Origin of the sequence: Apibacter sp. HY039 (genome assembly GCF_004023655.1) — a bacterium.
GTDB classification, from domain to species: Bacteria; Bacteroidota; Bacteroidia; order Flavobacteriales; family Weeksellaceae; genus Apibacter; species Apibacter raozihei.
This window is the reverse complement of the sequence record NZ_SAYM01000001.1, coordinates 499,088-521,024: the sequence shown is the minus strand read 5'-3', so window position 1 is coordinate 521,024 and position 21,937 is coordinate 499,088. Positions and strand designations below refer to the sequence as shown.

Annotated in this window: 16 protein-coding genes; 8 read left to right on the top strand and 8 right to left on the bottom strand. The window is 31.3% G+C overall.

Going from position 1 to position 21,937, the window contains the following annotated elements; genetic code table 11:
- Positions 1-157: 157 nt before the first annotated feature.
- A complete protein-coding gene (locus tag EQ921_RS02345) occupies positions 158-2,287 on the bottom strand; it encodes a Tex family protein (RefSeq protein WP_128330412.1) in 2,130 nt (709 codons plus the stop codon).
- A gap of 797 nt (positions 2,288-3,084) precedes the next feature.
- Between EQ921_RS02345 and EQ921_RS02340 the strand changes: the two genes are divergently transcribed.
- The 6 genes from EQ921_RS02340 to EQ921_RS02315 all read left to right on the top strand — a co-directional run bounded on the left by EQ921_RS02340 (position 3,085) and on the right by EQ921_RS02315 (position 11,553).
- Entirely contained in the window at positions 3,085-3,837 is a 753-nt protein-coding gene (locus tag EQ921_RS02340; RefSeq protein WP_128330411.1) for a carbonic anhydrase, read from the top strand.
- Between the two features lie 178 nt (positions 3,838-4,015).
- Positions 4,016-4,636 carry a 16S rRNA (guanine(527)-N(7))-methyltransferase RsmG gene (gene rsmG / locus EQ921_RS02335; protein WP_185144502.1) on the top strand — a complete coding sequence of 207 codons (621 nt, stop codon included), beginning with the start codon at positions 4,016-4,018 and terminating at the stop codon, positions 4,634-4,636.
- An 18-nt stretch (positions 4,637-4,654) separates the two neighbouring features.
- Complete coding sequence (locus EQ921_RS02330; RefSeq protein WP_128330409.1) at positions 4,655-7,630, top strand: tetratricopeptide repeat protein; 2,976 nt, start codon at positions 4,655-4,657, stop codon at positions 7,628-7,630.
- 27 nt (positions 7,631-7,657) lie between these two features.
- A complete protein-coding gene (locus EQ921_RS02325) occupies positions 7,658-9,400 on the top strand; it encodes a hypothetical protein (protein WP_128150820.1) in 1,743 nt (580 codons plus the stop codon).
- A gap of 158 nt (positions 9,401-9,558) precedes the next feature.
- Entirely contained in the window at positions 9,559-11,244 is a 1,686-nt protein-coding gene (locus tag EQ921_RS02320) for a GH32 C-terminal domain-containing protein (RefSeq protein WP_128330408.1), read from the top strand.
- An 87-nt stretch (positions 11,245-11,331) separates the two neighbouring features.
- Positions 11,332-11,553, top strand: a complete 222-nt coding sequence (locus tag EQ921_RS02315; protein ID WP_128150816.1) for a PspC family transcriptional regulator — start codon at positions 11,332-11,334, stop codon at positions 11,551-11,553.
- A gap of 12 nt (positions 11,554-11,565) precedes the next feature.
- Here the strand turns inward: EQ921_RS02315 and EQ921_RS02310 are convergent, their stop codons facing one another.
- From EQ921_RS02310 to EQ921_RS02285, 6 genes are read right to left on the bottom strand one after another with little or no spacing between them, the layout of a single operon-like run.
- Positions 11,566-12,753 (bottom strand): glycoside hydrolase family 26 protein, encoded by a 1,188-nt coding sequence (locus EQ921_RS02310; RefSeq protein WP_128330407.1) that lies wholly within the window; start codon positions 12,751-12,753, stop codon positions 11,566-11,568.
- Positions 12,753-13,661: an NAD(P)-dependent oxidoreductase gene (locus EQ921_RS02305; protein ID WP_128330406.1), complete on the bottom strand. Its 909-nt coding sequence runs from the start codon at positions 13,659-13,661 to the stop codon at positions 12,753-12,755. The genes EQ921_RS02310 and EQ921_RS02305 overlap by 1 nt, the downstream gene beginning before the upstream one ends.
- A complete protein-coding gene (gene rfbG / locus EQ921_RS02300) occupies positions 13,652-14,764 on the bottom strand; it encodes a CDP-glucose 4,6-dehydratase (protein WP_128150810.1) in 1,113 nt (370 codons plus the stop codon). Before rfbG ends, EQ921_RS02305 begins: the two co-directional genes overlap by 10 nt.
- Positions 14,749-15,525 carry a glucose-1-phosphate cytidylyltransferase gene (rfbF, locus tag EQ921_RS02295; protein WP_128150808.1) on the bottom strand — a complete coding sequence of 259 codons (777 nt, stop codon included), beginning with the start codon at positions 15,523-15,525 and terminating at the stop codon, positions 14,749-14,751. Before rfbF ends, rfbG begins: the two co-directional genes overlap by 16 nt.
- Complete coding sequence (locus tag EQ921_RS02290) at positions 15,522-17,126, bottom strand: glycosyltransferase family 2 protein (protein WP_128330405.1); 1,605 nt, start codon at positions 17,124-17,126, stop codon at positions 15,522-15,524. The genes rfbF and EQ921_RS02290 overlap by 4 nt, the downstream gene beginning before the upstream one ends.
- A gap of 4 nt (positions 17,127-17,130) precedes the next feature.
- Entirely contained in the window at positions 17,131-18,609 is a 1,479-nt protein-coding gene (locus tag EQ921_RS02285) for a M48 family metallopeptidase (protein ID WP_128330404.1), read from the bottom strand.
- Between the two features lie 259 nt (positions 18,610-18,868).
- Here EQ921_RS02285 and EQ921_RS02280 point away from each other — a divergent pair, with 259 nt between their 5' ends.
- Together EQ921_RS02280 and EQ921_RS02275 are read left to right on the top strand one after the other, a co-directional pair.
- Entirely contained in the window at positions 18,869-19,549 is a 681-nt protein-coding gene (locus tag EQ921_RS02280; RefSeq protein WP_128330403.1) for a response regulator transcription factor, read from the top strand.
- Positions 19,546-20,811, top strand: coding sequence for a sensor histidine kinase KdpD (locus tag EQ921_RS02275; protein ID WP_128150800.1), 1,266 nt, complete (start codon positions 19,546-19,548; stop codon positions 20,809-20,811). The genes EQ921_RS02280 and EQ921_RS02275 overlap by 4 nt, the downstream gene beginning before the upstream one ends.
- Here the strand turns inward: EQ921_RS02275 and EQ921_RS02270 are convergent.
- Positions 20,804-21,616 (bottom strand): rhomboid family intramembrane serine protease, encoded by an 813-nt coding sequence (locus EQ921_RS02270; RefSeq protein ID WP_128150798.1) that lies wholly within the window; start codon positions 21,614-21,616, stop codon positions 20,804-20,806. The genes EQ921_RS02275 and EQ921_RS02270 overlap by 8 nt on opposite strands.
- Positions 21,617-21,937: the final 321 nt, after the last annotated feature.

The window sequence follows — 21,937 nt, the reverse complement described above, 5'->3', positions numbered from 1 at the left end:
TACTTTTACAAGCTTTTAATAAAAAAAACTATTATAAATTAAAAATTACATTTAAAAAATTAAGATAATTTACCTATGTTAATTATAACCATACTTTATGCTCCCATTAATTTAGGTGAAAAATGCTCATGTTCCATCAAACAGATAAAAAATGTACTTAATCTATTAATGAAAGCTGTATTCTTTTTCTTGGTAAATCCACTTCGATAATCTTAGCTTCAACATGCTGGTTTAAACGTACCACTGAATTTATGTCTGAAACAAACTCTTTAGCAACCTTCGAAATATGCACTAAACCACTCTCTTTAATCCCTATATCTACAAAACATCCAAAATTGGTAATATTATTAACTATACCCGGTACTTTCATTCCTATTTTTAAATCTTCAATAGATTTTAGTGAAGGATCAAAACTAAAAATTTTAACTTGCTTACGAGGGTCTAATCCGGGTTTTTCAAGCTCTTTAATAATATCTTTTAAGGTAGGTAATCCCACTTGCTCTGAAATATAATTCTCGACATTTATCTTCTTTATTTCTTCTTTATTTTTAACCAACTGTTCAATTTTTACACCTAGATCTTTTGCCATTTTGTTAACTAATGAATAGCTTTCCGGGTGTACGGCAGAATTATCCAACGGATTTTCTGAGGCAGGTATCCGTAAGAAGGCTGAAGCCTGCTGAAATGCTTTTTCTCCTAAACGAGGAACTTTTTTTAATTCTTGCCGGGATGTAAATGAGCCGTTTTCTTGCCTGTAAGCAACAATGTTTTCTGCAAGTTTTTCACCAATACCTGAAACGTACGATAATAAAAATTTACCTGCCGTATTTAAATTAACTCCTACATTATTAACACTGGAAACTACTACGGCATCCAACTCACTTTTAAGAAGTCCTTGATCGACATCGTGTTGGTATTGCCCAACACCAATTGATTTTGGCTCTATTTTTACGAGCTCTGCCAATGGATCTGATAGTCTTCGTCCAATAGAAACGGCCCCCCTGACTGTTACGTCGAAAGAAGGAAATTCTTCTCTTGCTATTTTAGATGCTGAATATACTGAAGCTCCTGCCTCACTAACTACGAAAACCTTAAGTTCTCTATCAAAAGCTATTGACTGAATCAAGCGCTCAGTTTCTCTGGAGGCTGTACCATTACCAATAGAAATCGCTTCAATTTTATATGCATTTACCATTGACTTTATTTTTTTTACAGCTTCCTTAGCTTCTCTTTGAGGTGGATGAGGATATATAGTATCATTATGGAGCAAATCTCCCTGCTCGCTTAAGCATACTATTTTACAACCCGATTTAAATCCCGGATCTATAGCTAGAATTCTTTTTTCACCCAAAGGTGGTTGAAGCAGTAATTGCTCAAGATTAGAAGAAAAAACCTGAATTGCAGTTTGATCAGCTTTAAGTTTAGCCTCCTGAAAAACTTCGTTGCTTAAAGCCGGTTCAAGCAAACGATTATAAGAGTCTTTTACAGCCGTTGCAATTTGTTCAGCAATTTCTTTTTGACGGGTTTTTAAATAGAATCTTTCCATCATTTCAAAAACCTCTTCTGTATCTACCTTAATTTTTATTCTTAAAAACCCTTCATTAGAACCCCGAATCATAGCCAGTAAACGATGAGAAGGGGATTTTTTAAGTGCTTCTGAAAAATCAAAATAATTTGAATATTTCTGAGCTTCTTCTTCCTTTTCTTTATATTTAATCAGTTTGGATTCTATAATTGCAGATTGTCGGAAAAGCCCCCTTATTCGCGCACGAATAGTTTCATTTTCGTTGATCCACTCCGAAATAATATCTCTTGCTCCCTGCAAAGCATCCTGAACCGTTGGAACCTTGTCCGACAAATATTTAAAAGCTATTGCTTCCAAATCGTTGATTGGATTTTGCTTCATTATTATTTTAGCTAAAGGTTCCAATCCGTTTTCTTTTGCCGTTACTGAACGGGTTTTCCGTTTCTTTTTATAGGGAAGATAATAATCTTCTAACTGATTTTTATCAAAACAATGAAGGATCTTATCCTTTAATTCCTCAGTTAAAGCATCCTGTTCTTCAATACTCTTAAGAATAGTTTCCTTTCTCTTTTCAATTTCTTCAAACTCAGTTTTCAATTTTACTATTTTTTGTATCTGGACTTCATCCATATTCCCTGTCATTTCCTTTCTATATCTAGATATAAAAGGGACTGTGGAATCTTCTTCCAACAATTTCACTGTGTTTTCGATACCTTTTGCTGTAAAACCGGTAGCACTTTTAATAAAAGAAACTAAATTCATGTATAAAAAATTATTGAACAAAGATATTACTTTAGATACTAATTTACCTTTTTAGAATAATGATAAGAATTATTTGAGAAGGATTTAATATTTTACTTTCAGAGTGAACCTTTGGTAAAAATAATCATGTATTTCCTAATGTTATTTAATACTTTCAACATATTATACTTCGGAAAACTAATTATTACTCCTATAAAGAACTTTAAACGACTACAAAAAACTCATTTCCTAGCTTATTATTCTCTATAAAATCCTTTCGAGCTTAAAAATAATTAATTTTTTTTGTTCCAAACTAAAATTATTTTTTTACAAAAATAAAAATAACAAAAGCAATATAAGTATCTCTAATTAATTACTAATAAAAACTAAAATTTAAGAAATTTTTAACAAAATTAAGAAATATATTTTATGCTAATATCAACTTAAACGCATTAAACATAACAGCAAGTCAGCGATAGATATTCGATAAAAATAAAAATAACTTACTAATTATGAGATATATAAAAATAAAAATATATGACTATTTTATTTATTTTAAGGTTGAGTCATTTTCTAAATAAGAAATTATTATTACACTATTTAAAAATTTTATAAGCATAGCTTTTATAACTATCTAATTTATTTTTTTGAAGAATTAATAAAATATAATGATATAATTATTTTTATTTAATGATCGAAATATAGATATTATTTATCCTTATATGATATATAGATAGTGTAATAATTAATAAATTTATCTCATTTGTGGTATAACTTTTGAAATTGAGTGCGTCAAATAAATTTATAATTGAAAAACGATGAAAAAACATTTATTAAACATTCCTTTTTTATTCGCTTTATTATTTCTTATTAATTGCTCTAGCGATGATACTTTAATAGACAACACTGCTAACAACTCTTCTGAATGGAATTATGAAAACACCAATTGGGGAGAAACGTGTAACTGCGGAAAATCTCAATCACCAATTAACATTACAGGCTATACTTTAGGCACTCAAAATTACAACCTTACATTTGACTATAAAGATGGGGATGTAGAAGAAATAATGGATAATGGTCATACCCTGGAATTTGTATTTAAAGAAGGTGCGTACGCTACTTTTAACGGAAAAAAATACCATTTGAAACAATTTCATGCACACCACAGATCTGAACATACTGTAAGCGGTATAAGTTATCCAATGGAACTGCACTTTGTCCATACTGCAGATGACGGAACAAACTTAGTGGTTGCCGTTTTTATTAAAGAAGGCATTGAGGACAATTTAGCTTTCGAAACTTTAAATGTATTTAAAGACTTGAAAAAAAATCAGGCAATCAATGTAGACATTCAATTTGATCCGGAAAACATTTATCCAAAAGAAAGAGGATATTACTACTATGGCGGTTCTTTAACTACACCTCCATGTACTGAAAATGTTAGCTGGGTTATATTTTCTCAGGCAACTGCTTTAACTTCAACTGAAATACATGAAATTGAAGATCACTTACCTTATTTAAATAACAGACCTTTACAAGCATTAAACGGTCGTGTGATTGAAAAATATTAAGATATAATACTTTAACCGATTTTTTTAGCCGGCCTTTACTTATAGTAAGGCTGGCTTTTTTTTAAACTTCTCTTTCCACTTATCTTAGATTTATTTGACTTCTGACAAACTAATAATAAAAATCTTTTAACGTTCTAAATAAAAATCTCATTAATTTTACAGCCAATACTTTATATTAATGGACATAATAAATAAATATTTTCCGGATATAACTGATATACAAAAAAATAGATTCAATAGTTTACCGGAACTTTATTCATATTGGAATGACAAAATAAATGTTATTTCCCGTAAAGACATAGACGCTTTAAGCGAGAAACATGTTCTTCACTCTTTAGGAATTGCTAAAGTAATTTCTTTCTCACCTTCAACTAAAATTCTGGACATAGGTACCGGTGGTGGTTTTCCTGGCATTCCGCTTGCTATACTTTTTCCTGATTGTGAGTTTCTTTTGGTTGACTCTATCGGAAAAAAAATAAAGGTAGTTGAAGAAATAGCCGCAGAACTAGGTTTAAATAATGTAAGAGCAACTCATTCAAGGGCTGAAAAGATAAAAGAAAAGTTTGATTTTGTTGTAAGCCGTGCAGTGACTCAAATGCCGGTTTTCATGACTTGGATCAAAGATAAATTTTTACAAAAAAATAACAATTTACTTGAAAACGGCGTTTTGTATTTAAAAGGTGGTGATTTAAGTGAGGAGCTGAAAAGTTTTTCTAGTGCTAAGATTTATAATCTATCAGATTATTTTACTGAAGAATTTTTTGAAACCAAAAAAGTAGTTCACATTAAAAGAAAATAACAGTTTTTACTATTGATTATGCAAAAAAACATCAAATGGCTTATTCCTTTATTAGGAGCTAATTTATTCGTAAATGGCCAACTATCGGAAATCTACTATGACAAAAATTTTAAACTTACTACTGCCAAAGAATTATACTCCGATGAAGCATATAGAGGAACTCAGTATATTCTTAATGATTTACTTAATTTTTATCATTTAGAATCCTATCAGCAGGAGATTGCAAGCTTTTATGATGCTTTAATTGGACTAATTCTTCAGGATGAAGGTGCTGAAAGTAATTATGATGCTTTTACTGTAAAATATCCTCAGAGCGCTTTAGCTGAAAGTGCTCATTTGCAGTTAGGAAACTATTATTTATACCATCAGGATTACTCAAGAGCTGTTCAAGAGCTAAGTCAGGTCAACATAGAAAATCTACCTTCGGAAAAAAGAGCAAATCAATATATTAAGCTTGGCTATGCTCAATTTATGAATCAGGATTATGCAGCCGCCGAGAAAAATCTTCAGAAAGGTTCTGCCACAGATAAATATAAAGATCAGGTAACTTATCTGCTGGGACATATAGCCTATACTAATGGAGAGCATATTGTGGCTAAAGAAAAATTCACATCTCTAATAAATAACCCTGATTTTACAGAGAGAATCAAGCCATATCTGGTTCAGATTTATTTTAATGATGGTGAGTATGATTCTGCTATTTCAGAAGGAAAATCACTTTTATCTACTAATAAATATCCGGAATTGAATACGGAAATATCAAAAATCATAGGAGAAAGCTATTTCAGACAAAAAAATTATTCTGCTGCTGAACCTTATTTAAAAACTTATGTCTCCCGTTCTAAAAACCCATCTTTGTCGGATTATTATCAAATGGGATATGTACTATACCATGATAAAAAATATGATGAAGCAGTAAATTATTTCAATAAAATTACTGTCGGAAGCTTATCTCCTATATCTCAAAATGCATATTACCAATTAGGCAACTCTTATTTAAAAACATATAGAAAAAAAGAAGCACTTACGGCTTTCAAAGCAGCTTCTGAAATGGATTTTGATAAAACTATTCAGGAAAATGCCTATCTTAACTATGCTAAGCTAAGTTATGAACTAGGTAATCCATATGAATCTACTCCTAAGGTCTTAAGTAATTATCTTCGTTTATATCCGAAATCTCAAAATACATCAGAAATAAACGAATTACTTTTAAAATCGTTTATAAATTCAGGGAATTTTGCTGAAGCTTCAGAGCTTATTTCTAAAATTAAAAACAAATCACCTGAGATAAAACTAAAAGAGCAAGAAGTTGCTTATGCATACGGAATTCAATTATACAATCAAGGGAAAATTCAGGAAGCCTCTCAAGAATTCAATAAAGCTAAAAGTTTAAAAAATGGTTCTGAATTTTACGCCCGTTCCTTATACTGGAGTGCAGAATGCCAATATCTATCAGGAAATTATAAAACAGCAATTGAAGATCTTCAGAACCTCCGTAATTCTGGTATTACAATCCCTGAGTCGCAGCAAATATCTTATCAGGAAGGTTATTCATATTTGAAACTTAAAGACTTTAGCTCAGCAGTCACTTCATTTCAGGAATATCTAAAAAAACCCAAAGAGGAATATAAATCAGATGCACAACTCAGACTTGCTGACGCACAAATGGGAAACAATAATCTGGATCAGGCTATTTCGCTTTACAACCAGGTATCACAGTCTAACAATAATGACAGCGAATATTCACAATACCAAAAAGCAATTATTTACGGATTAAAAAACGAACAAAAAAATAAGATTTCCGAACTTGAGAAATTTATCAAAAATTATCCTAAGAGTGATAAATTAACGGATGCGTATTTTGAATTGGGAACAGCTTATGCTGACGTGGAAGATTATACAAATTCAAATAGTTACTTTCAAAAAGTAATTGATATATCTCAGAACAACGATTTAGTTGCAAGTGCATATTTAAATAAAGCAGATAATTACTCAGGTCTTAAACAATATGATAGAGCAATTTCCGAATACAGCCGTATCGCAGATCAATATCCTAAAACGCTTTATGCACAACAAGCGGTTAACGGAGCTAAATCATCGTTTATAGATAGTGGTAGAAGTTCGGAATATGAAAATTGGGTTAAACAAAAAGGATATACACTTACAAAATCAGATGCTGAAGAAATCACTTTCATTTCCGCCCAAAAAGAGTTTTTGAATAAGAACTATGCAGCATCCGCAAAAAATTTCGAAACTTTTTTGAAAAAATATCCGGATACCAGTCGGGAAATTACTTCACGATATTATTTAGGAGAAAGTTATTTTCAGTTAAATCAGACAGAGAATGCTTTAAATCAACTTAAACCTGTAGCTTCTGTAGCCAATGAAAACCAGGAGGAAGCTTTAGTTCGTATATCCCAAATCTTCTTAAAACAGGAAAAACAGGAAGAAGCGCAAGCTTATCTTGAAAATCTATACCGCATAACTGACAATAGTTCGTATAAATCTTATGCCGAGTTAGAATTAATGTATATTTATTCTGATAATAAAGAATACTCTAAAGCCAATGATATGGCGACACGGGTGCTGGGAAATTCAAAAAATCCGGCAACTGTGATGGAACAAGCTAATCTTATAAAAGCCAGAAGCTTATACTTTACAGGAAAGACTAAAGAAGCCCGTAATTTATTTACTACTCTGGAAACATCTAAAAATAATGCAGTTAAAGCTGAAGCACTATATTATAATGCAATGTTTAAAAATAAAGATAAAAAATATGATGCAAGTAACACTCTGGTCTTTACTCTGACTTCCAAGTTGTCAGATCAACAGTACTGGGGTGCTAAAGCTTTATTAATTATGAGTGATAACTATTATAACCTTAAAGATAATTATCAGGCTACTTACATTCTGGAACAGATAATTGATAATTATAAGGAATTTCCGGATGTTACTGAAGAAGCACAAGCTGCATTAACCAAAATAAAAAAATAAACTTGATTCATCTTAGAACGTAATTTTATGAATACTCATTATAAAACACTATTCACTCTTTCATTTCTGGTCTCTCCTTTAGTATTTTTTTCACAAATAAAAGAAGAAGTACTAAATGTAGGAAAAAAGAAACAACCGGAAGTGAATGTTAAAAATATTCAAAAGAAAAAAACTAATCCGGAGAGATACCCTCCTTCCGAAAAAACAGATGATAAACCAGTTGATACACTTCAGTATTCAATTGTTGATGTACCCGCAGCTTCTGAGTTTCAAACCTCACAACTCCCTCCACAACCTCTTAATACGGACTTCAAAGAAACATATTATGATAATTATGCGAAAATCGGATATGGAAATCGTAATACCCTCCTTGCAGATGCTTACGTCAGTTATCCTATAGATAATAACAGAGTAGGTATTAAATTTTCCGCATTGTCAACTGATGGACCCAAAAATAAATATGATTGGAAAACATCTTCCTCGACCATTGATGCCGAAGCATTTTATGAATTAAAGTTAAAAACAGGAAAATTACATTTAGCTGGAAACTATCTATACAATGGCTCCAATTATTATGGACTCAATATCCCTGAGTTGTTTGCTACTCCAGACATGGATTTAAAACAAAATACAAATAAAATTACATTTAAATCCGATTATGACCTATACTCTAACAACTATCTGGATAAGGCATCTTTACAAACAGGATACTGGTGGGATAAATTCGGTTCGAAAGAGAGCTTTGTTGATATAAAGGCTAAGCTGGCAAAAAGTGACGAAAGTGCGTCTTTAATGCTTCCCGGATTAAATTTTGCTGTAGAAGCCGATGTCTTATTTAACTATACTAACACACGTTTTGGACTGGATACTGAAAATAAATATTCCTACTTAACTGCAGGATTTTCTCCTGTACTGAGAATTTTCAGTCAGGGTTCCTACCTTAAAATTGGTGGAAACATTGCCTATAATGGTGAGTTGGAAAGCAACAATACCAAATTCTTTTTCCACCCAAAGGCTGAATTTCTTTTTCATGCATTTAAAGAGTTAAAATTTTATGCAGGTATAGATGGAGGACTTAAACTTAATAATATGGCTGAGTTATCTCAAAGTAATCCTTATTTGTTATCTAATCAAACATTGCGACCGACCAATACTTTATATAAAATATATACCGGAATCAAAGGGGATGTTGGTGAAAATTTTAAATATGAAGCTGAAACTTCATTCAGTAAAGTTGAAAACTTTTTAGTTTACGTTCGCTCTCCTTATGATGTGACTGCTACATCTCTGAAAGCTTACAACAGGCTTAATACATTCAGTGCTATCTATGACGACGGAAACATCTTCACGATTAGAGGTTCTATGCAATATTTTTTAAATGGAGATCTATATCTGGGACTTGACGGTGAATTTAACCATTACGATATGGAAAACTTAAAAGAAGCTTATCATCTTCCCAGAATAAAGATAGGTATTGATGGAGGCTATAAAACTTTAGGAGATAAACTTAGACTTAATGCTAAACTATTTTTAGTAGGAGACAGAAAAAGTAATTATTACTATTACGATCCTACAACTTCTAATTATTATGAAGGAATTATTTCACTTGATAACTATGTTGATTTGAATTTATCTGCGTCTTATCAAATTATTGACCAATTCTCTGTTTTTATTAACGGAAATAATCTGTTTAGTAAAAATTATGAGAGATTTCAGGGTTATAAAGTTTTAGGTGCTCAGATTATGGGAGGTGTACTAGTTAAATTTTAATTTACATAAAAAAACAGCTATATAAGCTCATAAAAGAGCCCCGGAAAATTCCGGGGCTCTTTTTAATATTACTTTATTATTTTTTTATTTAAATTTTTAAAATCGATTAAAAGAGGAACATATTTTGATGATTCATAGAAAAAACACTAAAAAAGTATATGATACATACAATAGACATAAATACTTCTGATAAATTTCTCTTACTACCTATTGAAAATAGTGCTCCCGAAATAAAAATTTATTTTGAAATTGATGGTAACCAAATTATTTTTCCTTTAAGTGCACGTTTAGCCTTAACGCAGGTTGACTATTGGATTCCGGTAAACATAGAAAGATTTACCGGTCACAAAATATCGATCCTATTAAATGAAATTAATGAACAATATTCCAGTCATTTAAAAATAACTACCGCTAACAACTTCGATTTTAATTATGATGAGCCTTATCGCCCACGATATCACTTTTCTCCATATTACGGATGGGCAAATGATCCCAATGGGATGGTTTATTACGAAGGATACTATCATCTTTTTTATCAATTTAATCCGTTTGGAACCACCTGGGGGAATATGACCTGGGGGCATGCTGTAAGCCAAGATTTACTTAACTGGGAACATTTACCTGAAGGACTTTCTCCCGATGAGAGGGGAACTATTTTTTCTGGAAGTGCTGTAGTTGATGTCAATAATACGGCAGGTTTTGGTAATAATGCCTTAATTGCTATATATACAAATAGCGGAGAAATTCAAACCCAAAATTTAGCCTTTAGTTTAGATAATGGTAAATCATTTAGTAAATATTCTAATAATCCTGTACTTTCAGATTCTTCTTTGGTTGATTTCAGAGACCCTAAAGTTTTCTGGCATAAGGCCAGCAAACGATGGATTATGTCTTTAGCAACCAGTCAAGCTATACGTTTTTATAGTTCCACTGATCTAAAAACCTGGTCTAAGTTGAGTGAATTCGGACAAGATGTAGGTGCTCATGATGGCGTTTGGGAATGCCCTGATTTGTTTCCTTTACTTTTTGAAGATAGAGTTTTTTGGGTGCTTCTTGTGAGCATTAACCCGGGAGGTCCTAACGGAGGAAGTGCAACTCAATATTTTCTTGGAAATTTTGATGGGAATAAGTTTACGCCTTTAGATCTTCCCTATCCTTTGTGGCTGGATTATGGCAAAGATAATTATGCAGGTGTATGCTGGAATAATACTCTGAATGAGGAAATATTGTTTATCGGATGGATGAGTAACTGGGAATATGCAAATCTGGTTCCTTCGGTGAATTTTAAAAACGCAATGACCCTGCCTCGAAATTTAAGGTTATTTAATAATGGCATTCATTTAGCTATTGCATCATATCCTATTCATGCTGTTAAAAAATTAAGAAAATCAGTTACAGAGTATGAATTAAAAAATATTACTCAGCCCTCAGTTTCCTACCAATTACCTAAAGATTCTCAGGGGTGTGTAGAGATAGAGCTAGTCTTAAAGTTACAAACCTCATCAAAATTTGAAATTTCACTTTCCAACGACCTGGGAGAAAATATTATTTATTTTTTCCTTATAAATGAAAACCGTATATATATGGATCGTTCTAAAAGCGGAATTACTAATTTCAGTTCAGACTTTATAACTACCATTCACGCACCATTTGCAACACAAGAAATAATTACAATTAATCTATTTCTTGATAAGGCTTCTGTCGAGTTATTTGTGAATAAAGGAGAAACCTCAATAACATCCGTAGTCTTTCCGAAGAATCCTTATAACACTTTGACTTTAAAATCTGAAAAAAGAATTCCGGAAATTCAACGTTTAATAGCTTATACATTAGATAAGGATTAAGAATTAATTTTAAAACACCTTGTTAATTTTATTTGCTTTGAAACTGAGTATTTTATAGATTTGTTAAAATTAAACTATTCCTCAATTATGATTGAAAAATTGAGAACTTTTTTAGAAGCTAATGGTTTTGAAGTAATTTCCCGTGTTTCTGAAAAATTCGGAATAAGAGCATCAAAACTCAGATTGTTATTTATATATCTATCTTTTATTACATTAGGAGGTATTTTTGCGATATATTTAATTGGCGCTTTTTTCCTCTGGTTAAAAGATAATATAAAAACAAAGAGACGATCAGTATTTGATTTATAATCATTTAATCCATCAGTATTTTTTTTCTTCTAAATTAAATTTCAATATATCTTTAAATTCTTTTTTTATTGCTTTTAATGCTTCTGAATCTTTTTTAATTTGCCAGTTAACAATCCTGTTTGTCACAGTATGATCTTCCGGATAATGGTAAAAAATGATAGATGTTACTGAAGGATATTTTTCTGGAAGTCTATGAAGGGCATCAGCAAACCAATGTGCTCTGTCTCCTCCATCTTCGAGTGATCCGAATTCTGAAATCATTATCGGCTTTTTAAACTTATCCAGCTCTTCATAATGATTACCAAAAAGTTCATCAAAAGACCACCATTTACTCCATATAGCTACCGTTCCGTAATTGAGTATTCCCGTTGAGACGATGTCTACATAGGCATCTCCAGGATAATAGTTATCAATATGGGTATAGGCAACATGTGGACTCCAAACCCAGATAATATTATCTGCTTGCTGTTGTGAAAAAACTTTATGAATATGCTGCCATGCCTTTATATAATCAGATGGGCGATTTTTCCCCATCGGCCCCCAAGGATAACGGTAAGGATCATTCATTTCATGACCAAATCTTATATACACCGGATGACCAAACTTTTTTGCTTTTATTGCCCATTCTTTTACGTAGCTATCGTACACTCCTTCAGAAACATCCAGCATGGAACGATCTTGTCTTTCCTTTAAAGGTTTCAAATTATATGCTTTTTCATCAAAATCACTAATCCAAGGTTCCCAGGTTATGACAGGGATAGATCCTAGCTCGTATATAGCTTTTACCGATGCTTCAGGAAACTGCTGCTCTGGTTTACTTCCCCAGGCAGAAAAGATGTGTATTAATGGAAAGCTAATCTTTAACGAATCTTCTAAGTTTATTATATTTTCAAATGAATTTTTACTACTTGCATCTGAAGCTCCTAACAATATAAATTTAGGTTTTATTAATTTTTGTTTATCATTTTTATATTTAGCAAACCACTTAAATTCACTATTTCGATGTTTCTCCCTTTTATTGAGAATAATCTGATGTTCAACTCCATTAATTGCTTCCTCTACTCTATCGAATAAAGTGGTGAAGGGACCTTTTGATTTTTCACTGATAGATGATATAGCATATGTTAAACAAAAGGCTATAACCAGCGCAAGGCTAAAATATAAAATACGACTTATTTTTTTTAGAAAATTTTTCATCATTAGTAATTTTTTAAGCACTCTTCAAGGGCATTTTCCAAACTGAATTTTATTGAAAACCCTAATTTGTTCTTGATTTTTGCATTACTACCCACCATTTCCCAAATTTCATTTTCCCTGTAGGGAATTGCTCCAAACCGAACGTTTCCTTGGGTGGATATTTTATCAGTGACCAGTTGAGCCAAACTTTTTAAAGAAACTCCATTTCCGCTGCAAACATTAAATGTTTCACGATATGCATCTTTGTTTAATGAACATTTTAGTAAAGCCTGAACCACATCTTCAACATAAAGAAAGTCTCGTATCTGTTCTCCTTCTGTCATCAGAAAATCTTCATTTCTTTTTAATGTGTTAATGAGTTGTGGTATAAAAAAATTCTCCGGCATATCATTTCCGAAAAAATTAAAAATCCTCAAAATAGTATAATTTTTATCGTGAATAGTACTGAAGGTACGGATCAAATTTTCTGCATATACTTTGCTTAAAGAGTAAGGAGAAGCTGGATAAACAGCTTGTTCTTCTATAAAAGGAGAATTAAAATCGCCATAAACTTCACTACTTGAAGTAAATATAAAATTTTGATAGGTACCGTTCTTCAAAGCTTTCAAAAGATTATATGTTCCGTTTAAGTTGCATTCTACTATAGCTTCATATTGACCAAAATCCCTGTTTCTGTCTATATTGGCAGCCAAATGATAAATTATATCAGGATTTAAGCATCCTAATGCTTCTTCCACTTGTTTATAATCTGAAATATCTACTTTGAAATGGTTACTAGCATTGTTGTCTTGTAAAGAAAAAATAAATATTTCGGACTCTTCTTGCAGTAATTTTGAAACTAAATGTTTTCCTAAATATCCGTTACCACCGGTAACCAATATTTTCTTTCCTTTAAGGCTCATTATGTCCATATAATATTATTTTTATGCGCATCAGTAATATAATCTTGTAAATCTTCTTCAGTGTTAATCTTTCCTTTTAAATAATAATCTTTATACCATCCTACAGTTTTATTAATAGTTTTTTTTATTTCCCAAACCGGATACCATTTCATAATTTTATTAGCTTTTGAACAATCCAGCATTAACAAATTAGCTTCATGGTGATCTGCTAAATTTTCATTGTACTGAACATTAATTGAGTTCCACTCTTTCTTACACAAAAAGATCAGATCTTCTACTGACAGATTACTTTTACTTTCAGGCCCCAGATTCCATCCTTCGGCAAAGCTATCGTCTTCTAATAATAGCCTCCACCCCAAAGTCAAATATCCACTCAATGGCTCCAGGACATGTTGCCAGGGACGGGTTGCTTTAGGATTTCTAATTTTAACCTGTTCATTCTGCATAACCCCTTTAACCATATCCGGTATTAATCGGTCATGTGCCCAATCTCCTCCTCCAATTACATTTCCGGCTCTTGCACTAGCCAACAAAACCTCATGTTTCTTTTTGTATTCTGAATTTTTAAAAAAAGAATTTCTGTAGGAAGAGGTTACTAATTCTGCACAGCCTTTAGATGCACTATAAGGATCATATCCCCCCATCGGATCATTTTCCCGGTATCCCCATATCCATTCTTTATTCTCGTAACATTTATCGCTCGTAACATTAATAATACCTTTAACTGAACTAACCTGCCTACAGGCTTCCAAAAGGTGTAAAGTCCCCATTACATTAGTCGAAAATGTGTCAACAACATGGACATATGATTCTCTTACTAAAGCTTGCGCTGCTAGATGAAAAACCAGCTCTGGCTGAATTTCTTTAATATACTTTTTGAGAACTTCGAAATTTCTTATATCTCCAATATGCTCGTTTATTGAAAGATTCAACAAATTTACATGAGCATTTTCAAATTCTGGTGAAAGTGAAAATCCGTAGACATCTGCGCCCATTTTTTGCAGCCACAGGACAAGCCAGGATCCTTTAAATCCGCTATGTCCAGTAACCAGTACCTTTTTACCTTTATAAACTCCTCCGAAAAGTGACTTATAATTTACCATATTTTCCATGCTGCTTGTTTATTTTGCCACATTTCATTTAACTGCTTATTATCTCTAAGTGTATCCATTGGTTTCCAAAATCCTTTATGTTTATAGGCATAAAGCTCACCGTCTTCTGCTAATTTTTCTAACGGTTCTTTTTCCCATATCGTTGATGGACCATCAGTTATGTAATCGAAAATTTTAGGTTCACATACAAAGAATCCTGCATTAATCCATCCCCCATCGCCTATAGGCTTTTCTACAAAACTTTTAACATTTCCTTTTTCTGATTCAAAATCAACGCCACCAAAACGACCTTCGGGCTGTACGGTAGTCATCGTCAAAGCTCCTCCATGACTGTTGTGAAATGCTAATAAATCTTTGATATTAACATCACCTACCCCATCACCATAAGTAAGCATAAATGGTTCATCTCCAACCGTATCTTTTGCTTGTAGGATTCTACCTCCTGTCATTGAGTTTAACCCTGTATCTAATAAAGTAATTTTCCATTTCTCACATTTATTATTTAATATATCTACCTGATTATTAAACACATCTATGGTTATATCACTGTTATACATAAAATAATTCACAAAATATTCCTTGATTACATTTCCTTTGTAACCTAATAAGATAACAAAATCATCAAATCCATACCTGGAATAAATTTTCATTATATGCCAAAGAATCGGATAGGCTCCTATTTGAATCATAGGTTTAGGTTTTAAATCTGTTTCTTCACTTAGTCTGGTTCCAAAACCACCTGCAAGAATTAAAGTTTTCATATTATTTCGATTTTATTGTTAGTAATATTGATTTTCTCCCAAGGATTATCTTCTTTTAGAAAAATTGCTTCCAACGCAGCCATAATTCCTAAAATTGATTGAAGGAATGCAATAAAAGAGAACGCGACCATTCCCCAGGTTTCCTGTATAGTTAGATAGAGTTCGCTTTCCGGTAAATAATATCTTCTGCCAATGTAAATAAGGGTAACTCCAAGTATAAAAAAAATGCAGTATAGAAACAGGGGTTTAACAAAAGGGGTAAAAAATTGATTTTGTGCTGTTTTAGCTGTTGGTATGTAAGGAATTTTCTTATTAAGCAAAGCTAAAAGGAAAGCATACGTAAATACTGGCCAACAAGCATATTTAAGAATCATTCCTCTCCAATGAAACCCTCGTTCAGTAACGGGATCGCATAAATATTTCTGCGCAAATGCATAAATTATGATGGCTATAGCTAGTATGGGTATAAATTTCACAAGAAATTCAGAAAAAACCATATTAGCCGGAATAATATATGCGAAGAAATAAAGCAGTGGAACCAGTATAAAGAAAAAGGTTGTAAGTCCACAGAAATAATAAGTTCCGATTGAAAAATACGATACTCTCTGCCAAAAAGTAAATTTACCGGCAACTTGAGGTAAGTCTTCAAATAGAACTTCAAAAACACCTCGTGCCCATTTTAATTGCTGTTTGCAAAACGAACCAAAATCTTCCGGAACTAATCCTCTGCTAACAATCACCGGGTTGTATACAGATTTCCAACCTTGAGCATGAATTCGCAGGGACGTCTGTAAATCTTCCGCCAGTCCCTGAGCATGTCCTCCGATACTCTCCAGAGCTTTACGCCTAAACGTACAATTTGCACCTATGGCCACTGCCCCTCCGTAGCCAAAAAAGCCCATCTGTGTAGGTCCATAAAATGTATAGGTTTGCTCTGCTGCTCCTTTTGCCACAAAAGAACGATATTGATTATAATATCCTTGACTAACCTGAACAAATCCTACATTATCATCTTCAAAAAATCCAAGGGTCTGGTTTAAAAAATTTGAAAAAACTATATGATCAGGATCTAATATTAAAATGAATTCTTCGTGAGTTCTTATTAGAGCCTCATTAACCTTTCCTGCTTTGGCTCCTGGAATATTAGATAAATCCATAAATACTATCTTGTATTTTTCAGCAAGAATCTTGAAGTTTTCGTCCTGTGTACTATCCAATAAGTATGTGGTATGTGGATATTCTAGGTTTTGTAATGCTTTGAACGTATTTTCAAACATTGAAATTGGTTCACCAGGAGCACTCGTAGTGAAAACCGCAACAGACAATCCTTCTTTAGGTTCAGGTACTATTACTGGTTTATTTATCCGTAAATAATTTATCCAGATAAGTATGATTCGAATCATTTCATACCAGAAAAAAGTGCTTAATATTACAAATAAAAATGTATAAGCAACATGAAACTCGGTAAACCACCATTCACCCAAATTAATCATCAGCAATATTCCCGTAAGGGTTAGCACCAGTAAAATAAACCGACTAAATTTACTAACGTTTTTAGCGTTTTTACTTTTCCACAAATCGTTATGCAATGAGGTTCTCATATATTTAAAATCTATAATAAAATGTTATACCAGCTTTATCCTGACTATAAAATGAGTTTTCCTGATATTGATAATTTCCACTTAGTACTGTATTTTCAGAAATTTTATAATTTAATCCGGCTTTTAAACTAAAAGGCAGATTTTTATCTGTATAATAATATCTCTGAAAAACATATTGACCTTCGGCATTAACACCACCAAAAACAACCGGGCTTTCATTTTGGGCTTTAAATGCATAGTTTCCGGATATATCCAATATAAAGCTGGGAGTTAAAGAAACGCTTATAACACCTAATATTGAATGAGTAATTTGTTGTTTAGGAGTAAAGTAAGGGTCATATATTCCTTTTACTTCCCCCCAGCTGTTGATTAAATTTGAAGTTGTTTGTGGATAATATAATATAGTTTTAGAATCAGAAAAACTGAAACCATATCCTGCTTTTATCTGAATTTTATTTATGTTAATTGGCCTGCTTAAAACCCAGCCTCCCCAACTGTTTATATAATTATCTTTATAAAATTTAAGTTGATAAATTGCTTTTATTGAAAATATCTGTTTATTTTCGTATTCTACAGATCCTGATAAAATATTCTCAAATACTTGATTTTGTGTACTTCGTAAGGTATATGTGTAAGGCAACCTGCTAACTGCGGCTGCTAAATTTAAATGTCTGCCTATTTTCCTTTTAATGTTTAATTCACCCAGCCAGCCTGTAGATTCTGAAAAATGTTGGGAAATTCCTAAATCAGAATATATAATAAATCTGGATTTATCAACATAAAATGTATTTCCGATTCTAATGGTAGCTACTTGCTTATCGGTACTAAAATTTTGATTTTCAACGCGTAATTTGGGGTTAAAATATTTATTTTTATGAATGCCTGCTTCTACTAATTCAGAATATGTTGTTAAAACCTGGTTATCTGAGGTATAGTCAAAATTAATTTTCAGATATGGCTTTGATGAAATTTGGAGTTGTTTTTCTAATTCTTTTACAGCTTTATTTTCAAGCTCAAATTCTTTAATTTTTTTTATGTAGATTTTAGTTTTATCAAAGTCATTTCTCCATAAATTTATATATCCTAACATCAGATTTGCTTCTGTATAGATAAAATCTTTAATATCAGATTTTAAGAGATAATTTAATTCTGATTCTGCTTCTTGTAAACTAGCTGAATTATATAAAGTTTGTGCAAAATTGAATCTTAGTTCCCTATCATCTAACTTATTAGCTATTGCTTTTCTGTATAAGGCTTTGGAGAGTTTAACATTTCCTAATTCATAGGCTACCTGACCTCCCAGCCAATTAGCATAAATATCATCAGGATATTTTACTAAATATTCTTTTAAAATAACCATGGATTCATAGTATTTTTTATGTTTAAAGAAGTATTCTGCTTTTTGCATTTCAATACGATTTTGACCATTTACAATTAAATTTACCATAATAGAAAAGACTAAAATGATTTTATTTACCTGCATACAGTTATTTTTATTTTAAATTAGTATACAAATCTATTAACCAAATCTGAAGTAATCCTGAAGATCTTATCTCATTAAGGTTGGTTTATTGTATTAAGCTTACAACCAGCAAGATAAAAGAGGTGTAAATAAAAAAATTTTACTTATTCACTATTATTCTTATTTTTACTCAATAATATCATATAAATATTTAGCTTAATTTAATTGAATTATCTTATTTTTTTATTCCATATGATACATAAAATTGTAAATTTAAACTATGAAATTATTATTAATTGAGGATGAAATTGATCTTCAAGATTCAATTGTCAAATTATTAATATCCGAAGGTTTTTCAGTTGAAACTGCCTCAGATTACAATCATGCGGAAGAAAAAATTCATCTTTATAATTATGACTGCGTTATAGTTGACATCACTTTACCAGATGGCAGCGGTTTAGATATTATCCGATCATTAAAAAAAAATAATTCTAAAGTTGGCATTATTATTATCTCAGCAAAAAACTCACTGGATGATAAGCTTACAGGTTTAGATATAGGAGCCGATGATTACCTTACAAAACCTTTTCATTTATCTGAATTGAATGCACGTATTAAATCTATTATACGAAGAAGGGGACTGGAAGGAAGTAATGAACTACTATTTAATGAAATTACAATTATATTTGACAGCCGCAAAGTTCTGATTAATAATCAAGAAATAATTCTGACTAAAAAAGAATACGACTTGTTATTATTTTTTATGATGAATAAAGAAAAAGTACTTAGTAAAGAAATTATTGCTGAACATTTATGGGGGGATGATATGAGTATTTCTGCTGATTCTTTTGATTTTATTTATACACATATAAAAAATCTCAGAAAGAAACTTATTGATAAGGGCTGTAATGATTATATTAAAAGTGTTTACGGAATAGGATACATATTTTCTGAAGAATGAAATTAAGTCAGGTTATACGCAGACATTTCATCTTAGGAGTCTTTATTGTCATGATTCTTGGATGCATTTCGCATTATTTTATTTTTGAGTTTTTTATAAATTATTCTGCTGATAAGGTTCTTTATGATTATAAGGCTAAAATTGAACGTTATGTTAAAGATTATAAAACCCTTCCTACTTTTCCTAGCTCTATACTACCTTCTCGTATAGATTCCGAACCGATTGAAAACCCGGAAATGCATCCTGAGTATATTAATGATACCATAATATACAATCCTATATCGGGAGAAAAATACTCTTACCGACAGCTTCATTTTCCTATTTACTACGATAATCACTGGTACGTAGTAACTATTAATCGTCAAATGCTCAAGTCCAACGATATGATGTTTGTAATCGTATCCTCTTTAATGGTACTGTTTTTATTATTTGTATTATTTTCTTTTTTTATTAATTTTTATATGAAAAGGAATATCTGGAATACTTTTTATAAAAATTTATCTAAACTGGATCATTATGACTTAAAGGCTAATACAGTTCTAAAACTTACAGATCCTGGAATTAAAGAATTTGACAAACTGAATGAAGTGATCATGCAAATGGTAAAAAAAATTAATCAGGACTATGAAAACTCCAGAAAATTCATAGAAGATTCTTCTCATGAAATGCAAACGCCTTTGTCTATTATCAAATCTAAACTTGAACATTTTATTCAAGATAATGCGTTTAAAAATAAAGAGCAGGCTAAAGATATACAAGCAATGCTACGGGCTGTAAACCGACTTTCGAAAATCACACATTCTTTAACTCTAATTAATAAGATTAATAATAATCAGTTTAGTTCTAAAAAAAGCATCAACATTCCTGAATTAGTTAAAAATTTCATTGAAGATTTCCAGGAATTAATTGATATTAAAGATATTTCACTGAATTACGATTTAAAATCTTTTTATTCAGAAATTAATCCTGAATTATCAGAAATTCTGGTATCTAACCTTATAAACAATTCAATTAAACATAATTTTAATGGTGGTTTTATAATTATTGAAGCTAAGGAGAATTACCTTTTAATAGAAAACAGCTGTAATTATATCCCTTCTGACGAAAATTTATTCAACAGGTTTGTATACAACAATAAATCTAAAGATTCTTCCGGTTTAGGATTGAACATTGTAAAATCTATTTGCGATACCAATAACCTGCAGGTTGAGTACAAATATTTATCAAATGAAGTATTTAAAATTAAAGTCTGGTTTATTTAGAGTCTGTACTTTTTAAATCATTCCCTTGGTCCTTTGATTTACAATCGCAAATATTTATATTATTAGAATCTTTTAAATCTTTATTCATACTATTATTCAGATAATTATTATCAAATTCTTCCGGATACTCTTCCTTATACCTTTCCCATAGCTCATCATCAGCTAAAGAATCGTATTCTTTTCTTTCCCATGAGGACTTATGCTTAAGGCGTCCTGTTTTCCGTAAAAGAAAAGCCAGAATAAAACCAATTAAAGCACCAGACAAATGGCTTTCCCAGGAAATTTTATTTTCTGTCTGAATTCCAAAAAACTCCTGAGGTAATACTCCCCAAACAATACCTCCATATAGAAAAACAACAACTAAAGAGACTGCCCTAAGCGCTCTTTCCTTCCTAAACACTCCGCTAAAAAATAAAAAAAAAGCCAAGACATAAATAACTCCACTGGCACCTATATGACAACTTAGTATTGATGAATTAGCGAAAGCAAAATCCGGAAGCATCCAAACTACCAGACCAGAAAATATCCACCCATTAACTAATACAAAATAAGCTAATTTATCATAAAATTGAAATATTAAAAATGTAAGAACAAGCAATGGAATAGAGTTATTAAATATATGCTGAAAACTACCATGAAACAATGGCGCTAATAAAACCCCTCTTAGACCTTTAAAACTTAAAGGAATTATACCATAGCATTCACGTAACCCTATAAATGACTGAATAAAGAAAACAGCCCATATTACTAATATTAGTAACAAGGGTATAATTATTGCTTCTTTTTTTATTGAAATCTTTTTCATTTATTGGATTTGACAATTGTATTGACAATTATCAGACCTATTTATTAATAACAGACAAATTTTCTGAATTGCAAATAATCTTAACAAATAATAATTTTTTAAAAATTAATTTCATTTATAAATTAAAAGATTTGAAATTCTTATTAACACTATAAGCTTTTGAACTTTTTTACAGGTAGCATAATTAAGTAATTAAATTAAATACTGTTTTAAGTTTATATATAGATCTCATTTAAAATTACTTGCATAAATTTAGTTAATTATTGTTTTAAACTTCTCTTATTTAATTTCTTTTTACTAAATGCCTCAAATTAGCATTAA

Excerpts from the sequence above, each read along its gene's own strand:
- EQ921_RS02285 (WP_128330404.1), bottom strand. The coding sequence starts at position 18,609 with ATGCAGGTAAATAAAATCATTTTAGTCTTTTCTATTATGGTAAATTTA.
- EQ921_RS02325 (WP_128150820.1), top strand. The coding sequence starts at position 7,658 with ATGAATACTCATTATAAAACACTATTCACTCTTTCATTTCTGGTCTCT.
- EQ921_RS02345 (WP_128330412.1), bottom strand. The coding sequence starts at position 2,287 with ATGAATTTAGTTTCTTTTATTAAAAGTGCTACCGGTTTTACAGCAAAA.
- EQ921_RS02340 (WP_128330411.1), top strand. The coding sequence starts at position 3,085 with ATGAAAAAACATTTATTAAACATTCCTTTTTTATTCGCTTTATTATTT.
- EQ921_RS02305 (WP_128330406.1), bottom strand. The coding sequence starts at position 13,661 with ATGGACATAATGAGCCTTAAAGGAAAGAAAATATTGGTTACCGGTGGT.
- rsmG (WP_185144502.1), top strand. The coding sequence starts at position 4,016 with ATGGACATAATAAATAAATATTTTCCGGATATAACTGATATACAAAAA.
- EQ921_RS02280 (WP_128330403.1), top strand. The coding sequence starts at position 18,869 with ATGAAATTATTATTAATTGAGGATGAAATTGATCTTCAAGATTCAATT.
- EQ921_RS02315 (WP_128150816.1), top strand. The coding sequence starts at position 11,332 with ATGATTGAAAAATTGAGAACTTTTTTAGAAGCTAATGGTTTTGAAGTA.
- rfbF (WP_128150808.1), bottom strand. The coding sequence starts at position 15,525 with ATGAAAACTTTAATTCTTGCAGGTGGTTTTGGAACCAGACTAAGTGAA.
- EQ921_RS02275 (WP_128150800.1), top strand. The coding sequence starts at position 19,546 with ATGAAATTAAGTCAGGTTATACGCAGACATTTCATCTTAGGAGTCTTT.
- EQ921_RS02320 (WP_128330408.1), top strand. The coding sequence starts at position 9,559 with ATGATACATACAATAGACATAAATACTTCTGATAAATTTCTCTTACTA.
- EQ921_RS02270 (WP_128150798.1), bottom strand. The coding sequence starts at position 21,616 with ATGAAAAAGATTTCAATAAAAAAAGAAGCAATAATTATACCCTTGTTA.
- EQ921_RS02330 (WP_128330409.1), top strand. The coding sequence starts at position 4,655 with ATGCAAAAAAACATCAAATGGCTTATTCCTTTATTAGGAGCTAATTTA.
- EQ921_RS02310 (WP_128330407.1), bottom strand. The coding sequence starts at position 12,753 with ATGATGAAAAATTTTCTAAAAAAAATAAGTCGTATTTTATATTTTAGC.
- EQ921_RS02290 (WP_128330405.1), bottom strand. The coding sequence starts at position 17,126 with ATGAGAACCTCATTGCATAACGATTTGTGGAAAAGTAAAAACGCTAAA.
- rfbG (WP_128150810.1), bottom strand. The coding sequence starts at position 14,764 with ATGGAAAATATGGTAAATTATAAGTCACTTTTCGGAGGAGTTTATAAA.